At 63.3% G+C, this 21,573-nt stretch carries 23 protein-coding genes and 1 tRNA gene; 11 read left to right on the top strand and 13 right to left on the bottom strand.

Translation table 11 applies throughout. From position 1 onward, the window contains the following. Window positions 1–61 precede the first annotated feature (61 nt). Genes holA through leuS form a run of 3 tightly spaced genes read right to left on the bottom strand, consistent with a single transcriptional unit; the run spans window position 62 to window position 4,196 of the window. The gene (holA, locus tag NYQ88_RS01075) at window positions 62–1,084 is read right to left on the bottom strand and encodes a DNA polymerase III subunit delta (RefSeq protein WP_275653145.1); all 1,023 of its coding nucleotides are present in this window, start codon (window positions 1,082–1,084) and stop codon (window positions 62–64) included. After that, entirely contained in the window at window positions 1,085–1,588 is a 504-nt protein-coding gene (gene lptE, locus NYQ88_RS01080; protein WP_275653146.1) for an LPS assembly lipoprotein LptE, read from the bottom strand. Beyond that, window positions 1,575–4,196, bottom strand: a complete 2,622-nt coding sequence (gene leuS / locus NYQ88_RS01085; protein ID WP_275653147.1) for a leucine--tRNA ligase — start codon at window positions 4,194–4,196, stop codon at window positions 1,575–1,577. The genes lptE and leuS overlap by 14 nt, the downstream gene beginning before the upstream one ends. A 131-nt stretch (window positions 4,197–4,327) precedes the next feature. Between leuS and NYQ88_RS01090 the strand changes: the two genes are divergently transcribed. The 3 genes from NYQ88_RS01090 (at window position 4,328) to NYQ88_RS01100 (ending at window position 6,503) form a co-directional block, all read left to right on the top strand. After that, window positions 4,328–5,014, top strand: a complete 687-nt coding sequence (locus NYQ88_RS01090; protein ID WP_275653148.1) for a YggS family pyridoxal phosphate-dependent enzyme — start codon at window positions 4,328–4,330, stop codon at window positions 5,012–5,014. 244 nt (window positions 5,015–5,258) lie between these two features. Then, window positions 5,259–5,942, top strand: a complete 684-nt coding sequence (locus NYQ88_RS01095) for a response regulator transcription factor (RefSeq protein ID WP_275653149.1) — start codon at window positions 5,259–5,261, stop codon at window positions 5,940–5,942. A gap of 108 nt (window positions 5,943–6,050) precedes the next feature. After that, complete coding sequence (locus tag NYQ88_RS01100) at window positions 6,051–6,503, top strand: cyclic nucleotide-binding domain-containing protein (RefSeq protein ID WP_275653150.1); 453 nt, start codon at window positions 6,051–6,053, stop codon at window positions 6,501–6,503. 13 nt (window positions 6,504–6,516) lie between these two features. Here the strand turns inward: NYQ88_RS01100 and NYQ88_RS01105 are convergent, their stop codons facing one another. The 4 genes from NYQ88_RS01105 to rimM all read right to left on the bottom strand — a co-directional run bounded on the left by NYQ88_RS01105 (window position 6,517) and on the right by rimM (window position 9,659). Continuing rightward, complete coding sequence (locus NYQ88_RS01105) at window positions 6,517–7,329, bottom strand: exodeoxyribonuclease III (RefSeq protein ID WP_275653151.1); 813 nt, start codon at window positions 7,327–7,329, stop codon at window positions 6,517–6,519. A 320-nt stretch (window positions 7,330–7,649) separates the two neighbouring features. Further along, window positions 7,650–8,201, bottom strand: coding sequence for a 50S ribosomal protein L19 (gene rplS / locus NYQ88_RS01110; RefSeq protein WP_275653152.1), 552 nt, complete (start codon window positions 8,199–8,201; stop codon window positions 7,650–7,652). A gap of 208 nt (window positions 8,202–8,409) precedes the next feature. Continuing rightward, the gene (gene trmD / locus NYQ88_RS01115; RefSeq protein WP_275653153.1) at window positions 8,410–9,126 is read right to left on the bottom strand and encodes a tRNA (guanosine(37)-N1)-methyltransferase TrmD; all 717 of its coding nucleotides are present in this window, start codon (window positions 9,124–9,126) and stop codon (window positions 8,410–8,412) included. Then, window positions 9,123–9,659 carry a ribosome maturation factor RimM gene (gene rimM, locus NYQ88_RS01120; RefSeq protein ID WP_275653154.1) on the bottom strand — a complete coding sequence of 179 codons (537 nt, stop codon included), beginning with the start codon at window positions 9,657–9,659 and terminating at the stop codon, window positions 9,123–9,125. The genes trmD and rimM overlap by 4 nt, the downstream gene beginning before the upstream one ends. A gap of 117 nt (window positions 9,660–9,776) precedes the next feature. On the opposite strand from rimM, the gene NYQ88_RS01125 reads away from it, so the two are divergent. After that, complete coding sequence (locus tag NYQ88_RS01125) at window positions 9,777–10,091, top strand: hypothetical protein (RefSeq protein ID WP_275653155.1); 315 nt, start codon at window positions 9,777–9,779, stop codon at window positions 10,089–10,091. A gap of 10 nt (window positions 10,092–10,101) precedes the next feature. On the opposite strand, the gene NYQ88_RS01130 is transcribed toward NYQ88_RS01125, so the two are convergent. Genes NYQ88_RS01130 through tsaD form a run of 4 tightly spaced genes read right to left on the bottom strand, consistent with a single transcriptional unit; the run spans window position 10,102 to window position 12,867 of the window. Further along, window positions 10,102–10,536: an EVE domain-containing protein gene (locus tag NYQ88_RS01130; protein ID WP_275653156.1), complete on the bottom strand. Its 435-nt coding sequence runs from the start codon at window positions 10,534–10,536 to the stop codon at window positions 10,102–10,104. A gap of 3 nt (window positions 10,537–10,539) precedes the next feature. After that, on the bottom strand, window positions 10,540–10,833 hold the full coding sequence (locus NYQ88_RS01135; RefSeq protein WP_275653157.1) for a YciI family protein: 294 nt from the start codon (window positions 10,831–10,833) through the stop codon (window positions 10,540–10,542). A 2-nt stretch (window positions 10,834–10,835) separates the two neighbouring features. Beyond that, on the bottom strand, window positions 10,836–11,822 hold the full coding sequence (locus NYQ88_RS01140) for an NAD(P)H-dependent glycerol-3-phosphate dehydrogenase (protein ID WP_275653158.1): 987 nt from the start codon (window positions 11,820–11,822) through the stop codon (window positions 10,836–10,838). After that, window positions 11,812–12,867, bottom strand: coding sequence for a tRNA (adenosine(37)-N6)-threonylcarbamoyltransferase complex transferase subunit TsaD (tsaD, locus tag NYQ88_RS01145; protein ID WP_275654982.1), 1,056 nt, complete (start codon window positions 12,865–12,867; stop codon window positions 11,812–11,814). The genes NYQ88_RS01140 and tsaD overlap by 11 nt, the downstream gene beginning before the upstream one ends. 80 nt (window positions 12,868–12,947) lie before the next feature. On the opposite strand from tsaD, the gene hemC reads away from it, so the two are divergent. From hemC to NYQ88_RS01175, 6 genes are all read left to right on the top strand, one after another. Then, entirely contained in the window at window positions 12,948–13,886 is a 939-nt protein-coding gene (gene hemC / locus NYQ88_RS01150) for a hydroxymethylbilane synthase (RefSeq protein WP_275653159.1), read from the top strand. Window positions 13,887–13,890: 4 nt separating this feature from the next. Next, window positions 13,891–14,619, top strand: a complete 729-nt coding sequence (locus tag NYQ88_RS01155) for a uroporphyrinogen-III synthase (protein ID WP_275653160.1) — start codon at window positions 13,891–13,893, stop codon at window positions 14,617–14,619. Between the two features lie 24 nt (window positions 14,620–14,643). Next, on the top strand, window positions 14,644–15,948 hold the full coding sequence (locus NYQ88_RS01160) for a hypothetical protein (RefSeq protein WP_275653161.1): 1,305 nt from the start codon (window positions 14,644–14,646) through the stop codon (window positions 15,946–15,948). Continuing rightward, a complete protein-coding gene (locus tag NYQ88_RS01165) occupies window positions 15,945–17,330 on the top strand; it encodes a heme biosynthesis HemY N-terminal domain-containing protein (RefSeq protein WP_275653162.1) in 1,386 nt (461 codons plus the stop codon). The genes NYQ88_RS01160 and NYQ88_RS01165 overlap by 4 nt, the downstream gene beginning before the upstream one ends. Before the next feature lie 36 nt (window positions 17,331–17,366). Beyond that, window positions 17,367–17,442 (top strand) — tRNA-Thr (locus tag NYQ88_RS01170). 141 nt (window positions 17,443–17,583) lie between these two features. Beyond that, the gene (locus NYQ88_RS01175; RefSeq protein WP_275653163.1) at window positions 17,584–17,817 is read left to right on the top strand and encodes a hypothetical protein; all 234 of its coding nucleotides are present in this window, start codon (window positions 17,584–17,586) and stop codon (window positions 17,815–17,817) included. A 45-nt stretch (window positions 17,818–17,862) separates the two neighbouring features. On the opposite strand, the gene NYQ88_RS01180 is transcribed toward NYQ88_RS01175, so the two are convergent. Next, a complete protein-coding gene (locus tag NYQ88_RS01180; RefSeq protein WP_275653164.1) occupies window positions 17,863–18,618 on the bottom strand; it encodes an acyl-homoserine-lactone synthase in 756 nt (251 codons plus the stop codon). 123 nt (window positions 18,619–18,741) lie between these two features. Beyond that, on the bottom strand, window positions 18,742–21,042 hold the full coding sequence (locus NYQ88_RS01185) for an EAL domain-containing protein (protein ID WP_275653165.1): 2,301 nt from the start codon (window positions 21,040–21,042) through the stop codon (window positions 18,742–18,744). On the opposite strand from NYQ88_RS01185, the gene NYQ88_RS01190 reads away from it, so the two are divergent. Continuing rightward, the gene (locus tag NYQ88_RS01190) at window positions 21,023–21,565 is read left to right on the top strand and encodes a 4a-hydroxytetrahydrobiopterin dehydratase (protein WP_275653166.1); all 543 of its coding nucleotides are present in this window, start codon (window positions 21,023–21,025) and stop codon (window positions 21,563–21,565) included. The two genes, NYQ88_RS01185 and NYQ88_RS01190, sit on opposite strands and share 20 nt — an antisense overlap. Window positions 21,566–21,573 lie beyond the last annotated feature (8 nt).

Below are 21,573 nucleotides of genomic sequence, written 5' to 3' on the forward strand. Positions count from 1 at the left end.
TTCACGTGAAACCAAGGCGCGCTGTGTTCAGCGCGCCTTTTTTCTGCCTGGTGATCGTAGCTTAGTGCGTTGCTGCCTGCATGCAGAGCGCCAGCGTCGTGCGCCGGAGGATGGTTTCCGCCAACACTGGCTTGCGGCGGCTGTCGCTCGTGGCATTGAGTAGGCGCTCAGTTGCATTGGCCAGTGCTGGCTCGCTCCACAGCCGCAACTGCTGCTCGAGATTGCCAATGCGCGAAAAATGCGGCCTGGGTTTCACCGCCTCAAGCACGGCACGTGGGGGCTTGCCGTTGTCCACCTCAACGCGCCAGCGGCGCAGATTGGCGAAGTGATTGGCGAGCATTGCCAGTAGCTGCTGAGGGTTCACAGAGGCCGCCAGAGCGCGATTGAGGGCCATCTCCAGCTTCTCTGCATGTCCACCCCCAGACGCGTCCAGAATGGCGTCTATGGCCAGCGCACCGTTGTCTGCGCAGAGCAGCAAGATGTCTTCCCGGGTCAGGGTCTTGGTCGTCGCGGCGAACAGCGTCACCTTTTCCAGTTCCCGCCGCGTTATCTCGCGGTCGTTACCCAGAATATCGCGCAGCGTCGGGATCACATCCGCGTCGGCGCGGATACCCTGCTGATTGAACGTGTCGCGCATCAGATTGGCGAGGGTTTCGTCAGTGTCCGGGTAGCAGGGCAGGGCGCGGCCGAGCTTTGCTGATTCAATCAGTGCCCGTAGAGCATCACGCGGTGTGAGATTGCCGGCCTCGAGAATAATGGCTGCACCGCCCGGATCGTCGCGTAGCTCGGTCAGCGGCATCACCAGCGACTTGGTGGCATTGCGCACGCGGATGATGCGCTTGCCGCCGAACAGCGACACGCTGCGGGCTTCCATGACCAGGCGGCCGGGCTCGGCGTCGAGCTCGGGGCCGTCAAAAATGGTGAGGCTTGCGGAGGCTGGATCATCGCCACTGAGCTGGCGGATCAGGCGCTGGGCGGTTTCACGAACAAGGCCCCCATCGGGACCATAGGCGAGGAAAATGCCTTCGGAGAGATCGGGTCGCGCCAGATAGCGCGCGACCTCATGAGCCTTGAGAGCGGTCATTCAGGGTGCCAGAGCGGCATAGATGGCGAGGCGCAGAGACTCGGCGAGGGCCTTGGCCGCGCGCTCCTGGGCCTCAAGCTCGGCGGCCTGTTCGGCGAGAACCTGCCCACTCCGGTTAAACTGTGCCGTGGCGGTACGGGTGACACGGACAGGGGCGCGGCCGCTGTTGTCGCGATAGGTGATCACGAGGTCGCCCGTTACCCTGGCTTCATGCAGCTTGTGGGGATTGGCCGTCTGGCTGCGGAAAGCGACGGCTGTTTCCGGCCGCACGCTTATGCTGACAAGGGGCGCGTCCGGCCGGGCAGACGTGCCAAGCCGGAACGAAAGCTCCTGGTAGACGATCTGTTCGAGGCGCGTGTTGGGCGCCGCGTAGGCCAATTGCATCTGGGCTGCTTCCGCCAGCCGACCGCTATGGACCGGCTGGAAGGAGCAGGCGCTCAGAGCCACTCCCCCGGAAAGAGAGAGGGCGATGAGCGCGATGCGTGATGGCCTAAACAACGACATTGACGATCCTGTTGGGTACCACGACGATTTTCTTCGGCGCCTTGCCTTCCAGAATGCGCACAACGTCGTCCAGTGACAAGACCAGCTTTTCGACTTCGGCCGCTGGCGTGTCCTTGGCAACGGTGATTTCGCCGCGACGCTTGCCGTTGATCTGGATCGGCATGGTGACTTCGTCGTCGACCAGCATTTTCGGATCGACGTCCGGCCAGGCGGCGTCGGCCACGAGACCGGGCTTGCCGAGGACCTGCCAGCAGGTTTCCGCCAGATGCGGCATCATGGGCGAGAGCAGCTGGATGAGGCTCGAAACGCCGTCCGACAGTTCGCTCCGCTGGGCGGCGCTGAGGCCATTGCCCTTGCCGGCAGCCTTGATGAGGGCGTTGCTCAGCTCATAGATCTGGGCCACGGCGCGATTGAAGCGCAGGCCTTCGATGTCCTGGGCAATGCCATGGACGCAACGATGGACGATCTTGCGCAGGGCAAGCGCCTCATTGTCATCAGATGATGCAACAGTCTCGGAAGACTGTGCGTTCAGAATGTCCAGTGTGTCGTGAACGAGGCGCCAGATGCGCTGCTGGAAGCGGCTCGCGCCTTCAACGCCGGCCTCGGTCCACTGCACATCGCGCTCCGGTGGGGAGTCCGAGAGCATGAACCAGCGGGCGGTATCGGCGCCATAGGTGGCAACGATCTCGTCGGGATCGACGACGTTCTTCTTGGACTTGCTCATCTTTTCGACAGAGCCGATCGAAATCGGCGCGCCGGTCTGAATGTGGCGGGCTGAGCGGTTGTCGCCGTCGCTTTCCAGCACGATCTCGGTCGGATTGACCCATTCGCCCGTCTCGGACTTGTAGGTCTCGTGGGTGACCATACCCTGGGTGAAGAGACCCTTGAACGGCTCGTCGATGCCGACGTGGCCGGTGGCCTTCATGGCGCGGGTGAAGAAGCGCGAATAGAGCAGGTGCAGGATCGCGTGCTCGACACCACCGATATACTGGTCCACCGGCAGCCAGCGATTGGCGACGCCGGGAATGGTTGGCGTATCGGCGTCCGGGGCGGTAAAGCGGGCAAAATACCAGGACGAGTCGACGAACGTGTCCATGGTGTCCGTCTCGCGACGGGCCGCGCCGCCGCACTGCGGGCAGTTGACGTGCTTCCAGCTCGGATGATGGTCGAGCGCATTGCCGGGCTTGTCGAAGCTGACATCGTCCGGCAGCACGACCGGCAGGTCCTTCTTGGGGACCGGGACAGTGCCGCAGACCTCGCAATGGATCACCGGAATGGGGCAACCCCAATAGCGCTGGCGGGAAATGCCCCAGTCGCGCAGGCGGTAGTTGACCTCGACCTTGCCCTGCGGCTTGCCGTCGACGGTGCGCGCGCCGAAGAACTCGGCGATCTTGTGCTTGGCGTCTTCGATCGAGAGGCCATTGAGGAAGCCGGAATTGAAGATGTTGCCAGCGTCAACATAGGCTTCGGTGCCGATTTCAAAGGTTTCGGCATAGGCGCCGGGCGGCAGCACCACGGGCTTGACCGAGAGGCCATATTTACGGGCGAGATCCAGGTCGCGCTGGTCATGGGCCGGGCAGCCGAAGATGGCGCCGGTGCCGTAATCCATGAGAATGAAATTGGCGACATAGACGGGCAGGGTTTCGCCTTCGATCACCGGGTGTTTCACCCGAAGACCGGTATCAAAGCCCTGCTTTTCGGCCTTTTCCAGGGTCTCGTTGGAGGTGCCGTGGCGATGGCACTCCGCCACGAACTCAGCCAGGCCGGCATTGTCCGCGGCCAGCGCCGTGGTCAGCGGATGATCGGGCGAGAGGGCAACGAAGGATGCACCGAAGATGGTATCTGGGCGCGTGGTAAAGACCTCGATGCTGGTGGCATCACTCTTGTCGCTCGGCACGAGGTCGAACAGCAGGCGCAGGCCTTCGGACTTGCCGATCCAGTTGCGCTGCATGGTGCGCACTTTTTCCGGCCACTCGGTCAGCGTGTCGAGCGCCTCAAGCAGGTCCTCGGCATAGTCGGAGATCTTGAAGAACCACTGGGTCAGCTCGCGCTGCTCGACCGGGGCGCCGGAGCGCCAGCCCTTGCCGTCGATGACCTGCTCATTGGCGAGCACGGTCATGTCGACCGGGTCCCAGTTCACCTTGGAGCTCTTGCGTGTGATGAGGCCCGCTTCGAGCATGTCGAGGAACATGGCCTGCTGGTGGCGATAATAGGAGGGATCGCAAGTGGCGATTTCGCGCGTCCAGTCGATGGAGAGGCCCATCGACTTGAGCTGCTTTTTCATCGCCTCGATATTGGAATAGGTCCAGGTGCCCGGGTGGGTCTTGCGCTCGATCGCGGCGTTTTCAGCCGGCAGGCCGAAGGCGTCCCAGCCCATGGGGTGCAGCACATTCTTGCCGCGGGCGCGGTGATAGCGCGCCACGACGTCGCCCATGGCGTAGTTGCGCACATGGCCCATGTGGATGCGGCCGGAGGGGTAGGGGAACATCTCGAGGACGTAGTAAGGGTCGCGCGGGTCGTCATTGGCGGTGACGAAGCTCTTTGCGTCTTCCCACACCTTCTGCCATTTCGGTTCGCTTTCGCGCGGATTGTAGCGTTCGCCGCTCACTGTTCTCGTCCTTGCAAGATTAGCGTCGCTATGCCGGAAAAGAGCGGCACAGCTTGCGTTTTTTGGGGTATTTGGCTACCGGGACCATCACCAGAAATCCCCTCCAAGGTCAACAGAAACGGGGCCGTGTCATGACCGACAAGCAGCCAGACGGAATTGTGCGGGCAAAAACGGCCCTCGACTACATCACCGGCCGTATGGAGAAGGCCCGCAACCGCTTCGGCGCACCTCCGGAAAAGGTGCAGTTGGTGGCGGTTTCCAAGACGTTCTCGGGCGAACAGGTTGAGCCGTTCCTTGTTGCAGGGCGGCGGGTCTTTGGGGAAAACCGCGTCCAGGAAGCCAAGGACAAATGGCCGGAGCTGAAGGCGCGCTACCCGGATGTGCAGCTCCATCTCATCGGGCCGCTGCAGACCAACAAGGCCCGCGAGGCCGTGGCGCTGTTTGACGTTATCCAGAGCGTTGATCGCGACAAGCTGGCGGGCGTGCTAGCAAGCGAAATGGAACGGGCAGGGCGGAAACTTCCCTGCTTCGTCCAGGTCAATATCGGCGGCGAAGAGCAAAAGGCCGGCATCCCAGTCGATGAGGCGGTCGACTTCGTGGCCCGATGCCGTACCGAGCACGGGCTCGAAATCGTCGGGCTGATGTGCATTCCGCCCGATGGTGTGCCGGCGGCTCCCTATTTCGCGCAGTTGGCAGAACTGGCGGCAAAGGCCGGTGTGTCGGAAATCTCTATGGGCATGAGCGGAGATTTTGAGACAGCCATTGCCATGGGCGCGACCTATGTACGCGTGGGTTCGGCGCTTTTCGGCAAGCGCTGACCGCAATTTTGCCACTCCTGACAAGCATATAACCGGCGCACTCCAGGGGCGTCGGTGACTTTGGTGTGCCGGTCGTCCAGACATCTTCGGTCTGGGCGAAGCGTTTGCTTTTGTTGGGATTTGCAACTTTTTCCACGGCAGACACGTTCCTACCCGTCGAATAACGCCGATGTGATTGGCCGACCCAAACGCAGTCGCAATGATGTGACCTTGGTCGTCCAGAGCAATTTGACCGGAGAACCCAATGAACAAGCGACGCATCCTTGTTGTGGACGACGACGCGGATCTTCGTGAAACCCTGGTCGAGCAGCTGCGGGGGCAGGCCGATTTCGAGATTCTCGATGTCGGCACAGCCAATGACGCGCTCAAGGCCTTGCGCGAGAACAATATCGAGCTGACCATCCTCGATGTGGGCCTGCCGGACATGGATGGGCGCGAAGCGGTCAAGGTCATGCGGGAGGAGGGGATTAAGAGCCCCGTCCTGATGCTGACCGGCCATGACAGCGAAGCTGACGAGATCAAGGGCCTCGAGTCGGGCGCCAATGATTATCTCACCAAGCCCTTCCGCTTCCCCGTGCTGATGGCCCGTATCAACGCGGCGCTGCGACAGCATGACCAGAGCGAGGACGCGGTCTTCACCATCGGCCAGTACAGCTTTCAACCCGCAGCCAAGACGCTCGAGACCAATGACGGCCTCAAGGTGCGCCTGACCGACAAGGAGACTTCCATCCTGAAGTATCTCTATCGGCAGGGACCCAAGACCATCACCCGCGATGTGCTGCTCAAGGAAGTCTGGGGCTACAACAACCGGGTCACCACCCACACGCTTGAAACCCACATCTACCGGCTGCGCCAGAAGATCGAGCGGGATCCGTCCAATGCTCGCCTGCTTGTCACCGAGGATGGCGGCTACCGGCTTGTCCCCTGATCGGGGACAAAGAGGTTCAACACTGGATCGAACTGCCCTATAGGAATTGAGTTGACCCTGTCGGAGCGGCATCCGGCGGGCGGGCGCAGTTGGGTCTGACGAATGAGAATGGACGATGCAGCCGCTGTCCTCGGGCGGGCTGACTTCTTCGATATGTGCACTGACGAACAGCGCGCCATGCTGGGCTTTGCCAGCGACCGTCAGCGCATTGATGCCGACGATGTCGTGTACAAGGCTGGCGACGTGCCCCTGGGCGCCTATGTGCTGATTTCTGGGACATTGAAGGCCAGGAACGAGGGGCCGGAGGCGGGCAAGCCCTATGCGCTATCTGAACCGGGCAGCGTGATTTCCCCAACAGCGTTGATTCTCGACAAGCCGCGCCCGGTGACCATCACCGCGGTCACCGATTGCGAACTGTTGTTCGTACCGCGCCCGGCCTTCCTCAAGCTTTTGCGCAATTACCCGGACCTGGCGCAAAAGGCCGTGCAGCGGGTCGAGCGCGAGCTCAATTCCTATCTCAATGCCCTCGATCCCCTCCGTCGCAAGATGAAGGATCGCTGAGCGGGCGCTGCCCTCAGGGCCGCGTGAAGCGGGCGATCACCGGCACATGGTCGGACGGCTTGTCGGTCCAGCCGCGGGCAGGGCGGATGATTTCGGCGGCAATGCAGTGCTCGGCGACATCGGGGGTGGCCCAGATGTGGTCGAGGCGGCGGCCGCGATCTGACTTTTCCCAATCGAGCCCGCGATAGCTCCACCAGCTGTAGATCTTCTGGTCATAGGGCACGTGCTTGCGCACGAGGTCGACCCAGCCGTGTCCGCCCGTCAGCAGGGCATCGAGCGCCTCGGTCTCGATCGGGGTATGGCTGATGACCTTGAGCAGCTGCTTGTGGCCCCACACGTCGTTCTCATGCGGGGCAATATTGAAATCGCCGGCGATCAGCTGGCCGCGCGCGAACATGGGCTCGCCGAACCAGCTCTTGAGTTCGTCGAGGAAGCCTAGCTTGTGCTTGAACTTGGGATTGATCTCGGGATCAGGCTCGTCACCCCCCGCCGGGATATAGAAATTGTGGAGGGTCAGCGGACCGTGGCCGATATCGACCAGAGCCGAGACGTGACGCGATTCGGGGATCTCGCAGAACACCCGGCTCGACACATCGGTGAGCGGGAATTTCGAGACGATGGCCACGCCATGGTAGCCCTTCTGGCCATGAACGGCCATGTGCGGATAGCCCGCTTCCTCGAAGGCATTCCGGGGAAACTGGTCATTGGTGCATTTGATTTCCTGCAGCATCAGCACGTCGGGCTGATACTGGGCGAGGAAATCGAGCACCATGCCGATGCGCAGGCGGACCGAATTGATGTTCCAGGTGACGACGGAAAGGGTCATTGCGGATCCGCTGGTTCGGGGAGGCGAGGGGCGAGGACTTCATATCACCAAGCCGGCGAGCCGGGTAAGCCGGAAATGGCCGCGCCGCGACAAGTTGTGTCAGGAGAGGCCGTTCAGGAGCGCCTCCGGGGGCGGGCTCCTGGCCATTCGAGCCTAGCTCTCATGGCCTTCTCACCTCAAAACGTGCCACCGGCACGTTTTGCCCCTGGGGACGGTTCGAAGTTTCACGTGAATCCATCAGGCAAAGAAAAACCCGGCGCCGATGAGGGGCCGGGTTCAGAAACGTCAGCGGCCCGCCGCGAAGCGGGCCGAAACAAATCTTATTCGCTCTTGGCTTCGCCTTCAGCGTCAGCGGCCTGTTCAGCGGCGGCAGCTGCTGCTGCGGCTTCCGCTTCCTTGGCAGCCTGCTCAGCGGCAAATGCCTGTGCTGCTGCGATCTTCTCGGCTTCGCGAGCTTCCTTGGCTGCCAGGGCAGCGCTGCGCTCGGAGGCTTCGATCTTGCGGGTACGCGAGTTGGTCGATTCGAAAATACGAGCCGACTTACCGCGACGGTCGCGCAGGTAGTACAGCTTGGCGCGACGCACCTTACCGCGCTTGATCACTTCGACCGAAGCAACGTTCGGGGAGTAGATCGGGAACACGCGTTCCACGCCTTCGCCGTACGAGATCTTGCGCACGGTGAAGCTTTCCATGATGCCGCCGCCGGAGCGGGCGATCACCACGCCTTCATAGGCCTGGAGGCGTTCCTTGTCGCCTTCGCGGATCTTCACCCACACCTTGACGGTATCGCCATGGGTGAAATCGGGAAGTTCGCGCTTGGCGGTGAGGGCGGCAACCTGCTCGGCCTCGATCTGTTCGATAATGCTGCTCATTGTCGATCCGTTCTGATCTTTTCTCAGGGGTGACTTGCTGGGCTCTTTGCAGGGCCCGTCACCCGGTCTTGGTTGATAACGGAGGGTCGTCTTTTTCTTCTTGCCGCGGACCAGCTCCGAATTGCCGGTCACACGAATGGGCGGCTCATAGGCGAAATCAGGCCAAGAGTCCAGCCTTGGCGGGCCTATTGCGCCCAGCTTGTGCCATTCAGCGTGATTTCGTCTTGTTGCGCGCCGCCAGAGCGATGCCGGCGAGGTCGGGACGCCGCTCCTCGGTCAGCGCCAGCGATTGTTCATGGCGCCAGCGGGCTATCTTTCCGTGGTCCCCGGAGGTCAGGACCGCTGGGATATCCCGGCCCTCGAACTGCTGCGGCCGGGTATATTGCGGGTATTCGAGAAGGCCGTTTTCAAAGCTCTCTTCGTCGCGGCTGTCGAGCGCGCCGAGCACGCCGGGGATCAGCCGAACGACGGCCTCCAGCAGCACCATGGCCGCCACTTCGCCGCCGGCGAGTACATAGTCGCCGATCGAGATCTCCTCGAGCTGGCGGGCCTCTATGACGCGTTGATCGACGCCTTCAAAGCGGCCGCAGACGATGACAGCGCCGGGCCCGACGGCCAGCTGGTGAGCACGCTCCTGGGTCAGCGGTTTGCCGCGCGGCGACATCAGGATGCGCGGGCGCGGATCATTTTCCGGCGCAATCGTATCGATGGCTTTGGCCAGGATATCGGCTTTGAGCACCATGCCGGCACCGCCGCCCGAGGGCGTGTCATCGACAGTGCGGTGGCGGTCGGTGGCAAAGTCGCGCAATTGCGTGGCCCTGAGCGACCAGAGCCCGTCGGCCATGCCGCGCCCGAGCACCGAGGCGCCCAGGGGACCCGGGAAGAGTTCGGGAAAGAGGGTGATGATATCGGCTGAAAAGGTCACGCCGGCTCTTCCTCGCCCGGATCGGCGTCAAGCGGCGGGGAAATCACCAGGAACCCCTGGGCGATATGAATTTCCGGCACCACCGCCTTGGTGAAGGGATAAAGGAATGTGTCGCCCGAACGCGGATCGCGCACCTCGAGCAAATCCCCGGCGCCAAAATTGGGCAGGGCGGAGACAGAGCCGATGCTGACGCCGTTTTCGAGCCGCGCATCAAGACCGATGAGGTCAGCGTGGTAGAAATCATCCTCGTCTTCGGGCTCGGGCAGCTGCGAGCGGTCAATGAAGAGACTGACGCCATTGAGCAGTTCGGCCGCGTCGCGGTCCCGAATGCCTTTTAGGCGGGCGATCAGCACGGTCTTGCTGACCCGCGCCGCTTCAATGGTGACGACGAGGCCGGCGCGATCGGTCTCGAGCGGGCCATAATCGGCCAGCGCTTCGGGGTCGCCGGTGAAGGAGGTGATACGCACTTCGCCCTTGATGCCGTGGGCGGCGCCGATCTTGCCCATGAGAATGCGGTTCTGTCCCGGTGCCATGGCTCATAATTCCTGTTCTGGGGGGCATTCCTTTAGCAGGAGCGCGGCCGAGGGGGAATGTGGAACCTTGCAGGCCTGCCGTGCCTTTCTCAAGGCAAATGACAAAGGAGCGTCACCATGTCCAGAATTCTCACTGATCGACAGGCCATCCGGGAATGGGCCATCGCCCGTGGCGGCAATCCCATGCTGATGGATGTGCCCGATGGCAGCAGCGTGCGGACGGTCCTGCAACTGACCTTCGGCCAATATGCGCTCAATGCCACCGGCAATGATGGTCCGGATCGGGTTGATGGCTATCAGCTGGTGAGTTGGGAAGAGTGGTTTTCGGCGCTCGAGGCGGGCAATCTGGCCATCGAAGTGTCAGATGACCCGGCCGGCGGCAACGAGGCGGAATTCACCTTCGTGCCGCGCGACAAGGGTGCAGAGCTCTAGTGGTAAGGTTTTAAAGCCCGCCCATCTTGCAGAGCAGGTTCCATTCCTCTTCGGAGACTTTTGAAACCGAGAGGCGGGAGAGTTTGACCAGTTCGAGCTCGGCCAGTTCCGGGGTCGCCTTGACCTCGGCGAGAGTAACCGGACGCGGGAAAGGCTTCACCGACTGCACGTCGACGCACTCCCAGACCACTTCGCCCTTGGCGTTGAGGTCTGCGGTGGTGTCGGGGTGGGCGGGAACCACGATTTTCATGATCCCCACGATCTCCTTGCCGATATTGGAGTGATAGAAGAAGGCGAGATCGCCCACTTCCATCGCCTTCATATTGTTGCGCGCGGCATAATTGCGCACGCCGTGCCATTCCTCGGCCTCGCCCTTTGCCGTCTTGGCAATGAGGTCGTCAAAGGAGAACACATCCGGCTCGGATTTCATCAGCCAATAGGCCATGGCCTAGAGCTCCACTCCGGTGGTGTTGATGGCAATGCGCCAGCGTTTCACTTCGTAGCTGGCAAAGACTCCGGCCGGAACGAAGGGGTCGGCGGCAGCGATCTTTTCAGCTTCCTCAAGGTTTTCGGCCTCAAAGATCACCAGCGAACCCTCGGGCTGGTCTTCAGCATTGAGCAGGGCGCCGGCATAGACCAGCTTCTTGCCCAGACTTTCGAGGTGCTGCAGATGCACCGGACGGTTATCTAGGCGGGCCTGCAGGGCGCCGGGGGCGTCCTTGGCGATCATGGCATAAAGCATTTTCAGTGTTCCCTCTTGAGCGGGCGGGACATCAGCCCCGCAACAATGGTGGCAATGTCGGCGCGGCCGGCGACACATTCATCGACGGCATCAATGAGCGGAGAATCGACGCCCAGGCTTTTCGCCAGGGCGGCGGCAACCGGCGCGGTGGCGACGCCTTCGGCCAGCTTTGCGCCGCCGGCCAGAATGTCCTCGGTGCGTCGGCCAGCGCCGAGCGCCATGCCGAACTGGTAATTTCGCGACTGGACCGAGGTGCAGGTGAGGGTGAGATCGCCCAGACCGGCAAGCCCGGTCAGCGTATGGGCCGAACCGCCCATGGCTGCCACCATGCGGGCCATTTCAGCATAACCGCGGGCAATCAGCGCGGACCGGGCCGAAGCGCCAAGGCTGGCGCCTTCGACAGCGCCACAGGCCAGCGCATAAACGTTTTTGAGGGCTCCGGCGATTTCGACACCAATGCGGTCATCGGCGGCATAGGGGCGAAAACTGGGCCCGGCGAGCGCTGCGGCAAGATCGGACGTCGCGTCGGCATCATCGCCCGCAAGGGTCACGGCGGTGGGACGACCGGCTGCCACATCGGCGGCAAAGCTCGGGCCCGAAAGCACATAGGGGATGGCGAGCGGCGCCATATCGGCGAGGATTTCGCTCTGGCGCGCAAGGGTGCCCGCTTCCAGCCCCTTGGCCGAGAGAATCACCGGCTTTTGCGCCAGGAGATCAGGGTTGAGCGTCGAGAGCACAGTGCGTGTCGCCTGCGCCGGCACGGCCAGAATGTAGAAATCGGCAGCCCCGGCTTCCGTTACCCCGGTGATTCGGTCCGAGAGGGCGAGACCGGGCAGGGCGCCTTCATTGATATGGCTGGCGTTGAGTGCTGCGGCGCGTTCCGGGGTGCGCATCACCAGTTGGACGGAGCGACCAGCCATGGCAGCGGCTTGGGCGAGGGCAGTGCCCCAGGCGCCGGCGCCGATGACGCAGACTGTATTAAGAGACATTGGTGTTCACGTTCATATCAGGATCGTCGAGTGGCCAGCGCGGGCGGGCCGCTACGGTGAGCTTGTTTTCGGTGCCAAGGGCGAAGCGTTCCGCGCCGGCCCAGGCGATCATCGCGCCATTATCGGTGCAAAGCGCAATCGGCGGCACGATCAGCTGGGCGTCATGCTTGGTGCAAACGACGTCCAGTGCGGCAGCAATACGCTGATTGGCAGCGACGCCACCGGCCACGACCAGGCGCTTTTCCTGCCCCGGGAACAGCTCCGCGAACTTTTCCAGAGCCTGTCCAGCGCGCGTTTCGATCACCACAGCAACCGTATCCTGGAAGCTCGCGGCGATATCGGCCGCGTCCTGGTCGCTGAGCGGCGCCAGCGCCTCGGCCTGCAGGCGCACGGCCGTCTTGAGGCCGGAGAATGAAAAGTCGAGCCGGGCTTCACGCAGTAGCGGGCGCGGGAACTTGAACCGCTTGGGGTCGCCCCTCTTGGCGATGGCTTCCACAGCCGGCCCGCCGGGGTGACCAAGGCTCAAGAGCTTTGCCACCTTGTCGAAAGCCTCGCCGAGCGCGTCGTCAATGGTGCCGCCCCAACGCTCGTAGTCACCGACGCCGCGTACCAGCACGAACTGGCTGTGCCCGCCCGAGACCAGCAGCATCAGATAGGGAAATTCGACCCCATTGGTCAGCCGCGCCGTCAGCGCATGGCCTTCGAGGTGATTGACCGCAAGCAGCGGCTTGTCGAGCGAAGCGGCCAGCGCCTTGGCTGTGGTGAGGCCCACCAGCACGCCGCCGATAAGGCCCGGACCGGCCGTCGCGGCAATGGCATCGACCTCAGAAAGCTCCATTCCGGCCTCGTCCAGCGCCTGGGCGATGATGTGGTCGAGCCATTCGACATGGGCGCGCGCGGCCAGTTCGGGCACGACCCCGCCAAAGGCGGCGTGCTCGTCGAGCTGGCTGCGGACAACATTGGAACGAATGACGCCACGTCCGGATTGATCCCGTACGACGATGGATGCGGCGGTTTCGTCGCAGCTGGTCTCAATGCCCAGAATGGTGGCTTGTGCTTGCCCGGTCACGGCGAGTGGTCTACTCCCATCAGCGAGCATATCGCCTACACTAGGACGGACGGACAATGCAATCGTCAGCCCCCTTCGCCCGGATCGGAACGCGCGGCAGCCCTTTGGCGCTGGCCCAGGCCAAACTCGTGCGCGAACTGATCGCAACCGCCCATGGGGTTGCCGAAGAAGAGATCGAGATCGAGGTTTTTTCCACTGGAGGAGACCGAAGCCAAGCCTCCAATGTCAGCCTGTCGACCATGGGCGGCAAGGGGGTCTTCACCAAGGAGATCGACGAGGCCCTGCTTTCGGGCCGAATCGATATCGGCGTGCATTCGAGCAAGGATGTCGCCACCGGCCTGCCCGAGGGCATGCTGCTGGCCGCCTTTCTTGAGCGCGAAGACGTGCGCGACGCCTTCATGTCGGTCTCGGTGAAAGAAATCGACAGCCTGCCCGAGCGGGCGCGTTTCGGCACGTCGTCCATTCGCCGCGCCGCCCAGGCAAAGCGCCTGCGGCCTGACCTCGAAATCGTGCCGTTCCGCGGCAATGTGCATACGCGGCTGCAAAAGCTGATCGATGGCGTCGCCGACGCGACGCTGCTGGCCATGGCCGGCCTCAACCGGCTGGAGGAAGCGCATCGGGTGACAGCTGTGCTGTCGCCCGAAGATTTCATGCCGGCCCCGGCGCAGGGCGCCATCGGCCTTGCCATCCGCACCGGCGACGCGCGCTTTGCCGATGTCGTCGCCCCGCTCGATCATGCCGCAACCCATTCGGCCATTGCGGCCGAGCGCGCCATGTTGGCGGTTCTCGATGGCTCGTGCCGCACGCCGGTTGGCGCGCTCAGCGCGGCGTCGAACGGCGTCTTCTCGCTCAAGGGCGAGATTCTCAGCCTCGACGGGCAGACGACGTTCCGCGCCGAAGGCAGTGACAGCGATCCGCTCCGTCTCGGCGAACAGGTCGGTCGTGAGCTCTTGGCCCAGGCCGGTCCGGACTGGCTCTCCCAGTGGCAGGGTTGAGCCCATGCTGATGCTGGTGACCCGCCCCGAGCCGGACGCGCAGTCGAGCGTTGCCCGCCTTGATGCGTTGGGGATCAAGGCGCTGGCGGCGCCGCTCATGGTGCGCCGCACCCTGACGCCAAGCCTGCCGCCCGCCGACGGCTTTACCGCGCTCGCCGTGACCAGCACCAATGCCCTCAGGGCATTGGCCGATCAGGGCGCGCTCGACAATTACCGGCACCTGCCGGTCTTTGCCGTGGGCGATCGCACGGCCCATGAAGCCCGGCAGATGGGTTTTGCCGATGTGAAGGCTGCGGCTGGAACGCTCGAAAGCCTCGTCACCCTCATTGCTCTCGCGCGCATCGAAGGTCCGGTATTCTATCCGGCCGGAAAACATCTCAGCGGGGACATGGCCCATGCCCTTGCCCCGCACGGGCTGATGGTGGTCACCGCTACCATCTACGACATGGTCGCCCAGGCTGAACTGCCGGCGGGCGTGCCCGAAAAACTCGAATCAGGGGAAATCTCTGCGGTGCTGGTCTATTCCCAGCGTACGGCCGAGATTTTCTGTGCCGCCACACCGGCCCTTTCGCCGGCAGCCCGCGAAAAGCTTGCGCTGATCTGTATGTCGGAAAAGGTCGCACGGCCGCTCTTGGCCAACCACTTTACCCGTGTCCATCTGTCGGATCACCCCGATGAGGACGCAATGATGACGCTGGCGCTGGCTTTTGCCCGAGAGCAAACTGGGCCATGATCGGTAACTGGAGGAAGGATGCCCATGGCTGACCCCAAGGAAACGCTGACCCCACCGACCGACCCCAAGCCCGCCCGTTCCGCAGCGGTGAAGCCGCCCGTGCTGGAAGGCACGGCGCGTCCTGCGACGGGCGACGCAAAGTCTGGCGAGACCAAGCCCGGTGACACCGCGTCCGGCAAGAAGCCCGATCCGGCCGAGGCGACCAAGGCTGCCGGCACTCCGCCGCCGAACCCGCCAAAACCCGTGCCGCCCCCCGCACCGAGCCGCCCGACATCGTCGAGCCCGGGGTGGCTGGCCGGTATCTTGGGTGGCGTGATCGGTCTTGGTGGCGCCTATGGGCTTGCCGCGCTCGGCTATTGGCCAGCGGCCAGTATCGAGGCCCCGGCACCAGTGGCTGACCCGCGCGTGGCGCAGATCTCGACGGCCCTGCCCGAGCTGCAGACCGTCACCGACACCATCCAGAGCGAGCTGTCCGTCCTCACCAACCGCGTCGGCGTGCTGGAAAGCGCTCCGCCGCCCGAGACAACGACCGCCGAATCACCTGTGGCACCTACCGCCCCGGCAGTTGCCGACACGACCCAGCTCGACGCGCTCAGCGCAGAGATATCAGCACTGCAGGCCCGTCTCGACGACATGGCCGCGCAAAGCACTGAATCTGCAGATGTGAGCACTGATTACGCGGCCCAAATCGCCGCGCTGCAGTCCGGTCTCTCCCAGTTCGAAGAGGAGGCCAATCGCCTCCGCACCGAGATTGACGCGATTGGTGGCCGGGTCGGCACGCTTGAAACCGAAAAGCAGGCGAGTGCCGTCGCTGAACAGAACCAGGCCCGCCTGCCGCTCATTCTTTCGAGCTTCGAGGCGGCTTTCGCCAATGGCCGGGACTATGCCGACGCCCTGCGCGCGGTGGACACGGCCCTCCCGGATCTCACCGTACCGAGCCTCGTTGCCGCCAATGCTGCTTCCGGCATCAAGCGGCCGGAAGTCATCGCCGCCGAATTCAACGCGATCCTGCCCGACATGCTTGCGGCCCGCCCGCTCGAAGGCAGCGAAGGCTGGCAGGGCGCGACCGCCGACTGGTTCCGCGGCATCATCGCGCTGCGCCCGACCGGCGAAGTTGAAGGGAATGATCCCGAGGCGATCATCGCCCGGCTCGAAGCTGCGCTGGCCCGTCGTGATTTCGGCGCCGCCGCCCAGGAATTTTCGCAGCTTCCCGAACCCATGCAGGCAGCCGCCGGTTCTGTGGCGAGCGACATCGCCGCCCAGGCCGAGGCCTCAGCCTTCCTCACCGATCTGCGTCAGACCGCCCTCAGCCAAGGAGGCGCGTCTTGATCAGGCTTGCACTCTGGATCGTCTCGAGCCTCGTTATTGCAGCGCTCGCCGCCTGGATCATGGCGCTGCCCGGCACATTGACGCTCGAAATCGCCGGCTATCGCATGCAGCCGCGTCTTGGCACGGCGGTGGTGCTGTTTCTCGTCACCGCCCTTGTGGTCATCGTCATCTGGACGTTGATCCGACGCATTCTCATCGCGCCCAAACTGATGGCGATCCGCCGCGCCGCCAAGAAGCGTCAGCAGGGCGTCGATGCCCTGTCCAATGCCTTCATCGCGCTAGAGGCTGGTGATCCCGGGCGCGCCCGGGCCCTTGCCAAGGAAGCGCAGGCCCGCCTTCCCGATAATTCTGCCGCCCGCCTTCTCGAAGCCCGCGCCGATCTGGCGCTCGGCGACATGCCGGCCGCCCGCGAGCATTATCGCGCCCTGATCGCCAGCGAGAACACCGCGCTTGCCGCACTTGCCGGGCTTTATGATCAGGCCAAGGCACAGAGCCGGCCCGAAGCCGCCTTGACCTTTGCCCGCAAGGCGCTGGCGCTCGCGCCGGACAGCCAATGGGCGTCAGGCGCGGTGTTCGACGATCTGGTCAAGCGCGGCCAATGGGCCGAAGCCGTTGCCATGGTCAATCTCGAGGCCGCCGGCAGCCGCGAGGACAAGGCCAGAAAGCGTCGCCGCCAGGCGGTGATCGAGACGGCCCGCGCCCGCGAGACGGAAACCAGCCAGCCGCTGATGGCTCTCGACCATGCCAATACGGCGCTGAAACTGCTGCCCGATTTCGTCCCGGCGGCACTGATCGCTGCCCGCGTCCACATCAACCAGGGCGAATCACGCAAGGCGATGAGCCTCTTGCGCCGCATCTGGCGTGCCACCGGCCATCCCGATATCGCCGCGCTCTATGCCCATGCCCAGCCCGGCGCCTCGGCCGTCGAACGCCTCAAGCGTGTGCGGGAAATCATCGAAGTGCCGGCGCCCCATCGGGCCGCCGCCATGGTTCTGGCCCGCGCCGCCATCGATGCCTATGACTGGCCGCTGGCCCGCGAGGTGCTGACGCCCTTTGCCGGAACCGACGCCACCCAGGCCATTGCCGGGCTCATGGCCGAGCTCGAAGAGGGCGAACATGGCGATCAGGGCAAGGCCCGCGAATGGCTGACCCGGGCGATGCGGGCGCCGCGCGATCCGGTCTGGACCGCCGATGGTCTCATCAGCGACGAATGGGAGCCGGTTTCCCCGGTCACCGGGCGGCTCGATGCCTTCGAGTGGAAGGTGCCGGTGTCGAGCACGGTTCGCGCCAGCGCCCTTGCCGCACCGGCGGACAGCGCTTCGCGTGAATTGGCCGTAACAGACAACGTCTTGCCTCTTGCGCCTTCTGAAAACCCTCAGTAAAAGACGCCCATCCAATCGGACCCAAGGGTCCGCAGTGCCGCTTTAGCTCAGTTGGTAGAGCACATCATTCGTAATGATGGGGTCAGGTGTTCGAGTCACCTAAGCGGCACCATTTTCCTTCTGAAATCCTTGCTGTTTTCACCGCGCATTTTCGGCTGCGTTTCAGGTCGGCCATACAGACAGGATGCCGGAACGAAAGGTGTACGCCCTGGCAGTACGTGCTATGGGTGTGCTCGCTTGTGAAGGATAGGTCATGCCGACGTTGTATTTTGTCCAGGGGTTCAGGCAGAAGGGCCGGAAGCTTGAGCCGGACCAGCCCCAGCAATTGAAGACCCCAGAGGCGGCCATTGCTTCGGCTGAACGCATTGCGCCGTCCCGGGCGGGCGTGTGGGCCTATTCGGCAGACGTCGATGTCGAAGCCGATACCTATGACGAGCCCAGGGTTCTGTTCAAGGCCGGAACTCTGCCGGCAGGCGTGGCGGACTGATCATTTTGCCCTCAGCGAAATGATCAAACGGCCCCAAAAACCTCTTCATCCCGCTTTTTCGAGTTCTTCCAGCCGCTGTGCCAGGCGCGCCGTTGGCGCGATCGCCGGTATGTTGGGCTGTCCGGTGCCGAACAGGGCCTGACGCTCTTCCGGCGTTGACATGAAGAACGGATAGCGGCGGGCCACCATGTCCCGGATCACCGGCACTTCCGCGGCATAGAGCTGCATGGGAAAGGCCAGATTGGCATAGGTCCGCTGGTCGCCGAGCGGCTTGGCGCCAAAGATGCGGCGATAGAAGGCCGTGTGCTCGGGCCGGACGGCGGACATGCAGTAGACCACCGGGAAATATTCGCAGGCCATGGCCGCCAGCCGCAACGTCAGATAGGGCAGCGCCGGATAGGCCAGCGAGGCATCGAAATCGGCGGTAAAGCGACCGGGATCGATGAAGCCGCGCCCCGCGTCGAGATGGGGCTGCAAGATGTCGGGCCAGACAGACATGCAGGGCGAATTGGGTGTCTCGGCCGTCACGTGATGGAAACGCAGCGAGCTCACCAGCCGGTCATCGATATAGACGCCGAAACAATGGCAGTTGGGCAGATCGTCGAATTCGTCCCGCGTGACCCCCTGGGAGTTGAACGGAATGAAATCCTCGCGCCGATAGGCCTCGTAACGCAGGCGATAGACCGGATCGAACTGGTCCTTGTCGGACACTTTCCGGTAGCGCACCCGATCGAGCAAATCGATCAAGGTCATCGCAAAACGCGATGATGCGCCACCTGTCTGTTCGGTTGCCTCACTCATTACACATCCCCCGAAAGCCATCCGGAGGTTAACCCTTTGTTGATTATAATCGCATGACAAAAATTCTGGCCGGCACGGGCGCTTGGCCTCGATCCAGAGAATTGTTGCAATAATTATAGGGTGTTAAACTGCGTTAACCACGTTTGTTATTTGTCGTGGGGGCGCAGCATTGAGCCGGCTGATCAGTTCGGCAATATCGGCGGCGGGCAGGGGGCGGCTGAACAGATAACCCTGGACCTGCTGGACGCTGGTATGGGCCAGCATGGTGTCGAACTGGAGCTGGGTTTCGACGCCTTCGGCGACGACGGTCAGGTCGAGATCCCTGCCGATCCGGGCGACGCCGGTCAGCAAGCTGAGGGCGCGTGCATCGCGGGCGATTTCGGTGACGAAGGATTTGTCGATCTTGAGCTTGGTCAGCGGCAGGGCGTTGAGATAGCTCAGCGAGGAATAGCCTGTGCCGAAATCATCGAGCGCGATGGACACGCCCCTTTCGGCGAGGGCCATCAGCACGGACTGGGCCAGCGCCTTTTCCTCGATAAGGGCGCTCTCGGTCACTTCAAGTTCCAGTCGATGCGCCTCGAGGCCCGAAGCGGCGAGGGCCCGGTCGACGAGGGCCGGCAGGTCGAGCCCGCGAAAATCCCGCGCCGAAATATTGATGGCGACGCCGATCCCGCCGCGCCAGTTCACGGCCTCCCGCGTGGCGCTCTCGATCATGAAGGCGGTGATATCGGAGATGAGGCCGATTTCCTCGGCCAGCGGGATAAAGGTGTTCGGGCCGATGTTGCCAAGTTCGGGGTGAACCCAGCGCGCCAGCGCCTCGCAACTGACCACGCGCCGCGTCTCGATATCAAAGAGCGGCTGGAAGGCCAGGGTCAGATCGCGCCGGGCGATGGCGGTGCGCAGATCGCTCTTGAGGCGCTGGCGGTAGTGATAGTCGATATCCATCTGGGCGTGGAACAGCTGTACATGACCCTTGCCGGCGCTCTTGGCGGCGTAAAGAGCGAGGTCGGCCTTGGTCATCAACTCTTCAAGCGAAATGTCGCTGGTCTCGGCGGTGGCGAGGCCGATGCTGATATTGACGTTGAGCGTCAGCTCTTCAAACAGGAACGGCGCCGTAAAGGCCCTTCGGATGGTCTCGGCAATGGTGACGACGCTGGCGTCGTCGCCTTCATGTCCGGTCAGCACCACGAATTCATCGCCGCCGAGCCGGGCGACGAGGGCATGGGGCGGCACGGTGCGGCGCAGGCGCAGTGCCACCTGGCGCAGAAGCGTATCGCCCACCACATGGCCATAGGTGTCATTGACGTGCTTGAACTCGTCGACGTCGACGACCATCAGTGCGCTGGCTTGGCCCGCCTTGGCGCGGGATTCGAGTTCGTCGGTGGCCAGCTGGTTGAAATGGCTGCGGTTGGGCAGGTCGGTCAGCGTGTCGTGATGGGCCATGAAGCTGATGCGCTCCTCGGCCGCCACGCGTTCACTGATATCTTCAAACAGCAGCACGCAGCGCTGCTTGCGGGCGCTGATCGTCACCTCGAAATAAATACCGGGCCCGAGGGCGAGGAGCACCTTGCCCGAAGCGGGGCGGGTGATCATGTCGCGCAGGCGGTCGATCGCGGTTCGCGGCACCTTGCCACTGGTCTCCAGTGCGGCGAGCACCGAAGTAAAGGGGCGGCCGGTCAGGTTGAAGATGCCGAGCCGGGCAAAGGTGCGATTGGCCTTGGAATTGGCCACGGTGATAATGCCGTTTTCGTCCAGCATGCAGAGGCCGTGGGCAAGCGTCGTTATAGCGATATCGAGCTCGGCGGCGAGGCGCGACACCTCGATCCTTCCATGCAGCGCCGAGATCAGGATCACCCGGATGTCGGCGGCAAGCTTGCGGAAGCTGATCAGCATCACCAGCAGCATGGCCGCGAGAAGCGCATGGTAGATATCGGCGCGCAGCAGCATGGCGACCCAGAGCGGCACGCTGAGCGCCACGGTCTGGATGGTGATCAGCCGGTCGAGGGCGAAATTGCGGGCCACCATGCCTACGGTCGAGGCGATGGAGAGCGTGCAGGCGGCCAGTTCTGCAAAGGGGTCCTGGACGAAGAGAATGGCGACGAGGCACCAGAGGCCGTGGGCGAGCGCCACCAGCGCGCCGCCCCACAGGGCCCGGTTTTCCCAGTGCTCGGCTGCGTTCGCGTCTTCATTGCCAATGGCGGCGTCCCAGAAGGCGCGCATGTTGACGAAGCGGGCAATACCGACAAGCAGGATGATCAGGGCGACGAGGTAGAGGGCCGGGGCATCTGCCTTGATCCCCGACATGGCTGCGACCCCGGCGCTGGCGCAGGCGCCGGCAAGCAGTGCCCGTCGGTCGCCATAGACCGAGCGGATAAGGGACACGTAGTCCAAGGCGGGCATGGTCTTGCGGGCTGAGATCAGCACGGTGTTCCCCCGTTTACCGCTGCATTGCGCGCGTCAGGCCTTAACAGCGCCTTGCCAGAATAGCTGGCCTGCTGAATTTGCTGCGGAAATTCAGGCGAAAGATGAATCAAGGGTTAAAGTGGCCGCTGCGGATCGATTTGTCGCAGCCGGCATTGATCCCTCGGACACGGAGGATTGGAACATGGTCGAAAAACTGGATGCAGCTGCCCTCACGGCGGGCCTCGCAGCGCTGGGAGACTGGCGCCACGACGAGAGTGAGAACGCCCTCGTGCGGACGTTTTCGTTCAAGGATTTTTCGGCCGCCTTTGGCTTCATGGCCCGGGTGGCGCTTGCCGCCGAAAAGGCCGGGCATCATCCGGACTGGTCCAACAGCTACAACAAGGTGCGCATCGCCCTTTCCACCCATGATGCAGGCGGCATCAGCCAGAAGGATTTTCAGCTTGCCGCCGCCATAGACAAGCTTTTGCAACCGGCTTTTAGGGCGGGCGTCCCAACGCCGAACGCATGTGGTTTTGGTAGGTAGCTTGTCAC

The organism is Devosia sp. SD17-2 (assembly GCF_029201565.1).
In the GTDB taxonomy this organism is placed as follows: domain Bacteria; phylum Pseudomonadota; class Alphaproteobacteria; order Rhizobiales; family Devosiaceae; genus Devosia.